Origin of the sequence: Devosia litorisediminis, from assembly GCF_018334155.1 — a bacterium.
In the GTDB taxonomy this organism is placed as follows: Bacteria; Pseudomonadota; Alphaproteobacteria; order Rhizobiales; family Devosiaceae; genus Devosia; species Devosia litorisediminis.
Genome location: NZ_JAGXTP010000002.1, coordinates 447,377 through 456,624 on the forward strand (window position 1 = coordinate 447,377; position 9,248 = coordinate 456,624).

The 9,248-nt window shown below is 61.7% G+C and carries 13 protein-coding genes; 8 read left to right on the plus strand and 5 right to left on the minus strand.

All coding sequences use genetic code 11. The annotated features are described in order from the left end of the window. Window positions 1-72 precede the first annotated feature (72 nt). Window positions 73-678, plus strand: coding sequence for an arylesterase (locus KD146_RS14975; RefSeq protein ID WP_212659617.1), 606 nt, complete (start codon window positions 73-75; stop codon window positions 676-678). Here the strand turns inward: KD146_RS14975 and KD146_RS14980 are convergent. From KD146_RS14980 to KD146_RS15000, 5 genes are all read right to left on the minus strand, one after another. After that, the gene (locus KD146_RS14980) at window positions 675-2,123 is read right to left on the minus strand and encodes a dihydrolipoyl dehydrogenase family protein (protein WP_212659618.1); all 1,449 of its coding nucleotides are present in this window, start codon (window positions 2,121-2,123) and stop codon (window positions 675-677) included. The two genes, KD146_RS14975 and KD146_RS14980, sit on opposite strands and share 4 nt — an antisense overlap. 38 nt (window positions 2,124-2,161) lie before the next feature. After that, window positions 2,162-2,926, minus strand: coding sequence for a TVP38/TMEM64 family protein (locus tag KD146_RS14985; protein WP_212659619.1), 765 nt, complete (start codon window positions 2,924-2,926; stop codon window positions 2,162-2,164). A gap of 5 nt (window positions 2,927-2,931) precedes the next feature. Further along, the gene (locus tag KD146_RS14990) at window positions 2,932-3,753 is read right to left on the minus strand and encodes a sterol desaturase family protein (RefSeq protein ID WP_212659620.1); all 822 of its coding nucleotides are present in this window, start codon (window positions 3,751-3,753) and stop codon (window positions 2,932-2,934) included. Then, on the minus strand, window positions 3,743-3,997 hold the full coding sequence (locus KD146_RS14995) for an anti-sigma factor family protein (protein WP_212659621.1): 255 nt from the start codon (window positions 3,995-3,997) through the stop codon (window positions 3,743-3,745). Before KD146_RS14995 ends, KD146_RS14990 begins: the two co-directional genes overlap by 11 nt. An 86-nt stretch (window positions 3,998-4,083) precedes the next feature. Further along, a complete protein-coding gene (locus tag KD146_RS15000) occupies window positions 4,084-4,707 on the minus strand; it encodes an RNA polymerase sigma factor (RefSeq protein ID WP_212659622.1) in 624 nt (207 codons plus the stop codon). 99 nt (window positions 4,708-4,806) lie between these two features. On the opposite strand from KD146_RS15000, the gene KD146_RS15005 reads away from it, so the two are divergent. From KD146_RS15005 to KD146_RS15035, 7 genes are all read left to right on the plus strand, one after another. After that, window positions 4,807-5,502 carry a CDP-alcohol phosphatidyltransferase family protein gene (locus KD146_RS15005; RefSeq protein ID WP_249327882.1) on the plus strand — a complete coding sequence of 232 codons (696 nt, stop codon included), beginning with the start codon at window positions 4,807-4,809 and terminating at the stop codon, window positions 5,500-5,502. 76 nt (window positions 5,503-5,578) lie between these two features. Then, window positions 5,579-5,833, plus strand: coding sequence for a hypothetical protein (locus KD146_RS15010; protein WP_212659623.1), 255 nt, complete (start codon window positions 5,579-5,581; stop codon window positions 5,831-5,833). After that, window positions 5,830-6,177, plus strand: coding sequence for an ABC transporter permease (locus KD146_RS15015; protein WP_282558853.1), 348 nt, complete (start codon window positions 5,830-5,832; stop codon window positions 6,175-6,177). Before KD146_RS15010 ends, KD146_RS15015 begins: the two co-directional genes overlap by 4 nt. Window positions 6,178-6,298: 121 nt before the next feature. Beyond that, complete coding sequence (locus KD146_RS15020) at window positions 6,299-6,589, plus strand: BufA1 family periplasmic bufferin-type metallophore (RefSeq protein ID WP_212659624.1); 291 nt, start codon at window positions 6,299-6,301, stop codon at window positions 6,587-6,589. 67 nt (window positions 6,590-6,656) lie between these two features. Then, window positions 6,657-7,520, plus strand: coding sequence for an MNIO family bufferin maturase (bufB, locus tag KD146_RS15025; protein WP_212659625.1), 864 nt, complete (start codon window positions 6,657-6,659; stop codon window positions 7,518-7,520). Beyond that, the gene (locus KD146_RS15030) at window positions 7,517-8,272 is read left to right on the plus strand and encodes an HvfC/BufC N-terminal domain-containing protein (protein ID WP_212659626.1); all 756 of its coding nucleotides are present in this window, start codon (window positions 7,517-7,519) and stop codon (window positions 8,270-8,272) included. Before bufB ends, KD146_RS15030 begins: the two co-directional genes overlap by 4 nt. 4 nt (window positions 8,273-8,276) lie before the next feature. Then, window positions 8,277-8,780 carry a DoxX family protein gene (locus KD146_RS15035; RefSeq protein WP_212659627.1) on the plus strand — a complete coding sequence of 168 codons (504 nt, stop codon included), beginning with the start codon at window positions 8,277-8,279 and terminating at the stop codon, window positions 8,778-8,780. Window positions 8,781-9,248: the final 468 nt, after the last annotated feature.

Genomic DNA, 9,248 nt, shown 5'->3' on the forward strand with positions numbered 1-9,248 from the left:
TGGTCTGAGGAATTTGAATTGGCAAGGACGGGTATTGTTTTGAGAAGTTGGGTGCATAAGACGCTTTGCGCAATGGCTGTGTTGACCACAATTGCGGCATTCGCCCCGCAGGTGGCCGCTGTCGAGCGCACGATCATGCTCTATGGCGACAGCCTGCTTGCCGGCTATGGCCTGCCACCCGAAGAGGGTTTTGCTGCCCAGATGCAGGCGGCCATGGACGCCGCAGGAATTGATGCCACCCTGCTCAATGCCAGCGTTTCGGGCGACACGACAGCTGACGGCGTGGCGCATCTGGACTGGTCGCTGTCTGACGCGCCCGATGCCATTATTCTGGGGCTGGGGGCCAATGACATGCTGCAGGGTCTGCCTGCCGCCGCAGCGCGCGACAACCTTGAGACCATGTTGAGCCGGTTTGACGCCGAGAGCCTGCCGGTGCTGCTTCTGGGCATGATGGCCGATCGCGGGCTGGGCGCCGACTATGTCGCCGCCTTTGATGGCATGTACCCCGCACTGGCCGAGCAGTATGGAGCGGTGTTCTACCCGTTCTATCTCGACGGCGTGGCGCTCGACCCGGCGTTCAACCAGCCCGATATGCGCCATCCCAATGCCGATGGCGTGGCCAGGATTGTCGAAAACCTGCTGCCCTATGTTGCCGAACTGGTGCAACGCCTGCCCTAGGGCAACAGTTTCTGCACCAGACCGACCCAGGCCTTGGGCAGCTTGCCGAACAGTTTGGGTTTGTAATAGGCGCTGGCTGCGCGCTTGGAGATTTCCGCCAGCGTGGGGTAGGGCGCGATCATCGAGGCGACGGCTGAAAGCTTGACCTTGCCCGAGATCACCAGGCCCCACAGGGTGATCATCTCTCCTGCATGAGGCCCGACCATGGTCGCGCCGAGCACCTTGCCGCGCGGGGTCAGCACCAGCTTGATAAAGCCTTCGGTGCGCTTCTCAGTCTGGGCCCGGTCGTTTTCGGCGAAATGTTCGATGATGGTGGTGACCTCGCCATGCTGCTTGCGCGCATCGGCCTCGGTCAGCCCGACATGGGCCACCTCGGGATCGAGATAGGTCACCCAGGGCAGGGCGGCATAATCGACCTTGGATGGCAGGCCGAACATGGCATTGCGCACAAAAATGCCGGCGTGATAGCCCGCGATATGGGTGAACTGCGGACCACCTGCGACATCGCCCAGCGCATAGACGCGGTGATTGCTCGAGCGCAGCCGGGCATCGACCTCGACGCCTTTCTTGTTGGTCTTGACCCCGGCAAGGTCCAGACCCAGCCCGTCGAGATTGGGTGTGCGACCGGCGGCCACCAGCAAGTGGCTGGCACTAATTGTACGGGTGTCGGATGCGGTTTTGACCGTAGCCTGTACACCGCCATCCACCAGCTTGGGATCGGCGAATTGCGCATTTTCGTGCAACGCAATGCCTTCATCGGCAAACACCTTGCGGATCAGCGGCGCGGCCTCGGGTTCGTCCTTGCCCAGAATTTCACCGGCATCGACCACGGTGACTTCAGAACCGAGACGCCGGAACGCCTGTGCCATTTCCAGTCCGATCGGTCCGCCACCCAGGATCAGCAAATGGTCCGGCCTTGTCGTCAGCTCGAATATGGTTTCGTTGGTCAGCGGTTTGCACGCGGCGAGGCCCGGAATGGGCGGCAGGCTGGCGCGCGACCCCGTTGCCACCACAAAGCGGCGCGCCGTGATGCGGTGATTGCCTGCGACCACTTCGGTCGGGCTGACAAAGCTGGCACTTTCCTTGAGCACGGTAATGCCCATGCCTTCAAAGCGCTCGACACTGTCATTGGGCGCAATGGCGCCGATGACGGCGTGCACGTGATCATGCACGGCCTGAAAGTCGACCTTGGGGGCCAGCCCTTCGCCGACGCCCATCGCCATGGCGGCTTTGAACGCATGAGCGGCGTGGGCGGCGGCGATGAACGATTTGGAGGGGACGCAGCCGGTATTGAGGCAATCTCCGCCCATCGCGCCGCGCTCGATCAGCACCACTTTGGCGCCCAGCTGTGCCGCACCAGAGGCGGCGCTGAGCCCGGCCGAGCCTGCGCCAATGACGCAGACATCGCATTCGATCAGATGGCTGGCTTGGTTGTTGGCAGTCATGATGTTGGTCTCGCTTTGGGCAAATCGAAATGAGCGGGCTACGCTTTGAGCCAGCGGGAGCGCACCAGCTTGAAGATGGGCGGGGCAATAGCCAGCAGCGCCAGGCCCAACAGGCCCAGCGACAGGCCGGGCGTGATCAGATCGCCAATGCTGACATCGCGACCGCTTTCAGCCACCTCGATCAGCACCGTTTCCAGTCCCTGCCCAATCGAGGCATAGACCAGAGCACCGGGCAGAATGCCGATCAGCGTGGCGATGAAATAGGTGCTGAAGGGCACCTTGAGCAAAGCAGGCAGGACGTTGACCACGGCGAACGGAAAGACCGGCGCCAGTCGCAGCGCCAGCATGTAGCTGAAGGCATTGTTCTCAAAGCCTTGGGCTGCACGATCGACGAAACCGCCCACGCGCTGCCGCAGGCTGTCGCCAAAGGCGGTCTTGGCGGCCCAGAACAGCACTGACGCGCCGATGGTGGCGCCTATTGCTGCCAGCGTGCCGCCCAGAAACGCACCATAGACAAAGCCTCCGGCAACCGTGAGCAACCAGGCGGCGGGGAAGGCCACGGCTGTCGCCACGGCATAGCCCAGCACATAGATCAGCGCTGCCAGCAGCCCATTCTGGCTCGCAAACGCCTTGATACCCTCGCGCGCCTCGGCAAGGTAATCGAGCGTAAAATAGCGCTGCCAGCCCAGCAGCAGGCCGGTGATCAGCACGCCGAGTAGAATGGCGATAGGCACAAAGCGGCTCAGGCCGCGCGATGCTGTGCCTTTGGAGGCAGCATCGGCCGCAGGGACGGGGTCATTCATGGGTATCAGTTCTTTCTGAACGGCAGCAGCAGGGACCATTTGAGCCCGCTGGGCTGTTGTTGGTCGCGATAGGCGGCAAGTCCGATATCCATATCGAGGTGCCCCTTGGCGGGCTGATCGGTATAGGTGGCGAACAGGCGATCCCATATCGACAGGCTGAAGCCGTAATTGCTGTCGGTTTCCTGCCGGATTGTTGAGTGGTGCACCCGATGCATGTCAGGCGTCACCAGGACCAGTCGGACCAGCCGGTCGATTGGTTTGGGTAGGGCAATATTGGCGTGATTGAACATGGCGGTGCCGTTCAGGATCACCTCGAACACCAGCACCGACCAGGCTGGCGCACCCAGCGCCAGTACGATGCCGACCTTCCAGAACATCGAAATGACGATCTCGAGCGGGTGAAAGCGCAGGGCGGTGGTCAGATCAAAACCGGTATCGGCATGGTGCATGCGATGGATGCGCCAGAGCAGCGGAATCTTGTGGCTGAGCAGATGTTCCAGCCACACGGCGAAATCGAGCACGATGATCGACACCAGCGCCGCAACCCAGACCGGCACGCCGAACTGGTTGAACAGACCAATACCCTGGTTTTCGGCCCATAGTGCGCTACCGACCGCGGCGGCGGGGAAGATGATGCGCAGCACCACTGAGGACAGGATCAGCATGCCCACATTGGTGAGCCAGCGACGGGTCTTGAGCGCAGCCTGCATCTCGGGCCGCTCCAGACGCGGGTGCAGCAGCTCGATGATCGCCAGCGTGCCAAAAATCAACAGGAAGGACCCGAAGCGGATCACCGGCTCGGGCAGAAACAGACCATTATCGGGCATTGGGCTTCTCGCTATTGGCCGCAGTGGCGCGGAAGGCTTCGATCAGTTTGTCATCAGGGGCGGCCTCATCCTGCGTCGGCCTGCCGACGCGCAGCAGTGCAATGGTCTTGGCCAGTTGATCAACATAGGTGCCGCATTTGCTGCACATCAGCAGATGCAGCTTGAACCCGGCGCGCTGGCGCAGGCTCATCTGACCTTCCAGATAATCGGTGGCTCTCTCATTGAGCTCGCGGCAAGTGAGCATGATGGTCTCCTGGGAGCGCGTACCCGGCATTGGCAAGCGCCGTCTCTAGCTGAGTGCGTCGGAGCGCGGCATTGTTACAAACAATCTCAGGCAGGGGGTGGCGACAGCACCTGTTCGAGGGCGGCCCGCACGCGCGTACGTCCGCGATGCAAAAGAATGCGTTGATTGGCGTCGGTGATGTCGAGCACCGAACAGGTCTCGGTCGCACTCAACCCTTCAATGTCGCGCAGGGTGACCACGGCGCGTTGATTGTCGGGCAGCGCATCCACGGCCGCCAATGCATGTTCCAGTGTCTGTCTGCCACCAACAATGCGCTCGGGATCGATCTCGGACCATTGGCCCGGCGGCGATAGCCAGGTGCCGTCACCGGAAAATCGGTCGGCATCCACGCCGGGGTCATTATAGCCCATATCGGTGAAGGAGACAGTACGCCCCTCGCGGCGAGCCTTGCTGCGCGCAATATTGGCGAGTACCGAAAAGCTCCACGTCTTGAGCGTTGAGCGTCCCTCGAACTCGCGGATGCCCGCGATCAGTGCCAGCCAGGTATCCTGCACGGCCTCTTCGGCCGCGGCCCGGTCGCGCAGGAAGCTGCGGGCAAAGGCGAGCATGGAGGGCTGCTGGCGCGCAACGAGTTGACGAAAGGCTGCCTCATCGCCGCGCCTGAGCGCTGCAATCAGTGCTGTCTCGTCTGTCGTGCCGCTCGCTGCCATCCATGTTCCCCCTCGACGCAACTGCGTCACTAGCAGCAAAGCCGGGCATAAGCGCCTGTCTTCGCGAGATTGTGTCATATGGCGCTGCAAGGAAAGTGCATGCTGAATGTAACATTTGGTCTGCTGGCGCGACCAAGCCGTAAGAACCTGCAGACCTCACACCAACCCGAGCGGGCTAAGCTTATGATCGACAGCTATCTTATCCCGCCACAGGAGCGGGTCTTGCGCCATCCGGCGCGCTGGCTGCTCGGCCTCGGCGTCAGTGCCAACGCCCTGACATTGACCGGTTTCGTCATTGGACTGGGCGCGCTCCCCGCCATTGCTCTGGGCAATTTCTGGCTTGCCCTGCTATTGATCGCCATCAACCGTGTCCTGGACGGGCTGGATGGCGCGGTGGCCCGGCAGGCCGGACCCACCGATCGTGGCGCCTTTCTCGATATCGCGCTCGATTTCTTCTTTTATGCCTCGATCCCGTTTGCCTTTGTGCTGGCCGATCCTGCTGCCAATGGAGTTGCGGGGGCCTTGCTGCTGTTCTCGTTTATTGGCACCAGCTCGAGCTTTCTGGCCTTTGCCGTGATTGCCAAGCAACGCGGCATGACCGCGCTCGCCATGCCCAAAAAGGGCATCTATTATCTCGGCGGCATCACCGAAGGGGCCGAGACCATCGCCCTGTTCGTGCTGATCTGCCTGTTTCCAGCGCTGTTTCCAATTGCCGCCATCTCCTTTGCCGCTCTGGCCTTTCTGACCACGGCAATTCGCTGGTGGTGGGGCTGGACCAGCTTTGACGCCAAGTGAGCACGCTATGTCGCGGAACTGTCCATGGCTGATGTGCGGCTAAGCGGCCTCGCCAAATCCTTTGGCTGATCTGGGCGTGACGCTCGTCGCCAACCGCATCACCGGCAGCAACGACGCAGTTGATCTGGTGATCACCGAGGCGGCTGCTGGCCGTGGCGTTGGTCAGGGAAGCGTCGATGCCATTTGGCTCAATGGCGAAAACTTCTTCACGCTCAAGCAGCAAGACCTGCTGCTCGGCTCATTTGACCAGGCCATCCCCAATGCCGTCAATTTCGAGTTCGATGCCGCCGATCCGCGCGCGGCGCTCAATCTGGGTGATTTCAGCTGCTGACCGCGGTCTATCAGGGGGTCGCTCCTGACTATGAAGAGCAGGCCCGCATCCTGGGCGCCAGTCCGCGCCATACCCTTTGGCAGGTGACGCTGCCCATGCTGCTGCCCGGCGTCATCGCCGGCAGCCTGTTCACCTTCCTGGTCTCGACCAATCTGTTTCTGCTTACTTTCCTTTTGGGGCAGGGCAAGATCATCACCCTGCCAACCCTGCTCTTCTCCAAGCTGGCCGGTGGCGCGCTTGATCCCAGCGCCGCCGGCATCGCCCTGGTCGCGGCGCTGCCGGGCATCGCCCTGCTGCTGGTATCGGAACGCTTTTTGCGCCATCGGCCCTGGCTGTCGCGCTAGCGGGCAGCGCCAGAATATAAAAAAGACAATCACGGTGCCGTGATCGCGTAACCGGATGGACCCTTCCGCCGAATGACTGGGCATGGAACCGAACGGGTTCCTTTTTGGAAGGAGATCCATCATGAATCGCATGTCTTCGCTGGCCCTGGCCGCAACCCTGCTCACCGCCGCAGCCGGCATGTCCGCACCCGCCGCTTTGGCTCAGGACACCGAGAAATGCTACGGCGTTGCCATGGCAGGCCAGAACGATTGCGCTGCCGGCCCCGGCACCACCTGTGCTGGCACCTCCACTGTCGACTACCAGGGTAATGCCTGGAAGGCCGTTCCTGCCGGCACCTGCGTGTCGATGGAAATCGACGGCGACCGCATGGGCTCGCTCGAAGCCCTTGAGCGCGACGTGCCAATGACCTGATCTGTCCACGACCCTATCCCGGAGATCCGTTCATCGGGTCTCCGGATCCAGTCTCAGGGAGATCACCATGCCCGCCAATCATCTGCCCGCGCGCGCCGGTCTTGGCCTCAAGCCGCAGCACTATGCCCAGATCATCGAAACCGCGCCCGATATCGGCTTCTTTGAAGTCCATGCCGAAAACTATATGGGCGATGGTGGCCCGCCACACCGCTATCTCACGGCCATTGCCGAGCGCTACCCCATCTCACTGCATGGTGTTGGTCTCTCGATCGGTGGTGAAGGCCCGCTCGATACCGCTCATCTCACGCGCCTGCGGGCGCTGATTGATCGCTATCAGCCGCAATCCTTTTCCGAGCATCTCGCTTGGTCTTCCCATGACGAGAGCGCGCTCAACGATCTGCTGCCGCTGCCCTATACCCAGGCCACACTCGATACTGTCGTCGCTCATATCGATCAGGTGCAGCAGGTGCTTGGCCGCCGCATGCTGCTCGAAAACCCGTCCACCTATGTGTTGTTTGCCGAAAGCACGATCGACGAGGTCGATTTTCTCGCCGCCATTGCCCAGCGCACCGGCTGCGGCCTGCTGCTCGACGTCAACAATGTCATGGTCTCGGCGGTCAATCATCAGACTGACGCCGCCAGCTATATCAATCGCTTTCCGGTTGAAGCGGTCGGCGAAATCCATCTGGCCGGTTATGACGAGGCAGAGGACGCCGTTGGCGACCGTCTGCTGATCGATGCCCACGCCTCGCGCGTCAGCGCTGATGTGTTCGACCTGTTCCGCCATACGCTCGGCCGCACCGGCCCTATGCCGACCTTGGTCGAATGGGACAACAACGTCCCCAGCTTCGATATTCTGGCTGACGAAGCCCGTCTGGCCGACGACGCGATTGGCCAGGCAAGCAGCCAGATCCAGCGGCGCGCCTCATGAGCCCGGTCAGCCAGCAGGCCCGCTTTGCGGCCGCGGTGCAGGACCCCACGCGGCCGCTGCCCGATGGCGTCGTTTCCTACAGGGGCGATGCCGACCCGCTACGCTTTGCCGTCTATCGCAACAATGTCCATGTCGGACTGGTCGGCGTGTTGGCATCCAAATTTCCGGTTTGCGCCAGGCTGGTTGGTGACGACTTCTTCACCGCCATGGCCCGGATCTATGTTGCCGATCACAAACCGGCCACGCCGGTGATGATGAGATATGGCGCCGACTTCCCTGATTTCATCGCCAGCTTCGACAATGCGCGCTCGGTGCCCTATCTGGCCGATATCGCCCGGCTCGAAGAAGCCTGGGCCATTGCCTACAACGCGGCGGACCAAGAACCCCTGGTCATCGCGCAGCTGGCCGGCCTGGAACCGCATTCACTATTGGAGACGCAGCTGCACGCTCATCCGGCCTGCAGCCTGATCATCTCAACCTTTCCCGTCGGCACTATCTGGTCGGCCCACCAGACCAGCGGCATCACGGTGAGGCCCGGCGCCGAAACCGTGCTGCTCACGCGCCCGCAGGCCGATGTGCAGGTCACGGTCATTCCAGCCGCCGATGCGGCTTTCCTCGCCAGGTTGCTGAGGGGGGAGGCCATCGGCGCCGCCGCTGCAGCAGTCCTTGAAACCCATGCCAGCTTCGATCTTGCCCAGGCCCTGACCGGTCTGTGCGCGCTTGGCGCATTTTCATCATCCAGGGAGGGATGACCTCATGGCCAGTCTGATCCACACCGCCCAACGCGCACTTGGCACCGCCGAGCAGCTGATTGTTGCGATTCCGCATTCTATTGCGCTGTTCGCGCTGCGCGCCGCCCTGGCCATTCCCTTTTGGCGCTCCGGCATGACCAAATGGGATGGCTTTCTCAATCTCTCCAGTGGGGCCCGCTATCTGTTCGAGCAGGAGTTTAAGCTGCATGTGTTCGGGCAGGCCTTCAGCTATCCCTTTCCGCTGACCATGGCGTTCCTCGCCGGCCTGGGGGAGGTCATCTTGCCGGTACTGCTGGTGCTGGGCCTGTTCACCCGCCTTGCGGCGCTGGGGATCCTGGCCATGACCATCATTATCCAGCTCACCATTCCCGATGGCTTGATCAACTTCCACCTGCCCTGGGCGGCCATGGCGCTGGGTCTGATGGCTTTTGGCGGCGGTAGACTGTCCTTGGACGCGGTCATGGCCCCTTTTGGCGGTCGCCGCCGTGGCGGCGCGGTCGCCTCATAAAATTGGGAACAAAATCGACCTGCTGCCGTTAAGAGGCTGAAACCCCTGATATATCGGGCTTTCCGCGACCCAGCAGGTCGAGTTATCCACAAGGCCAAACGGCCTGCTGACAGAAAAACGCGCTCCTCGTGCGAAAATCGACAGGGGGCCGTTGACTCAAACATGGCCCTATCCTAAAACCCGCCTCGTTGAACGACGTCGAGCGAAGCCGCTCCCACTGATCAACACTTTCTGAAAGAGCAGCTGCTCTGCCGGGCGACCGGGGGAACAGCTGTTGACTGCAGGAGGATCGGCCTTCGGGTGATTTTGAAGAAATTCGAAATTGTTTGATGATCGAAAATAGGGTGTTGACAGTCTTACGAGACGTGCTTACAACCCGCCGCACTGGACGACGTTGAACCCTGGTGGTTCCCACTGTTTGGTGTTTCTGGCAGAGACGATCTGGGTTCCGGGCAACCGGCGATGGAT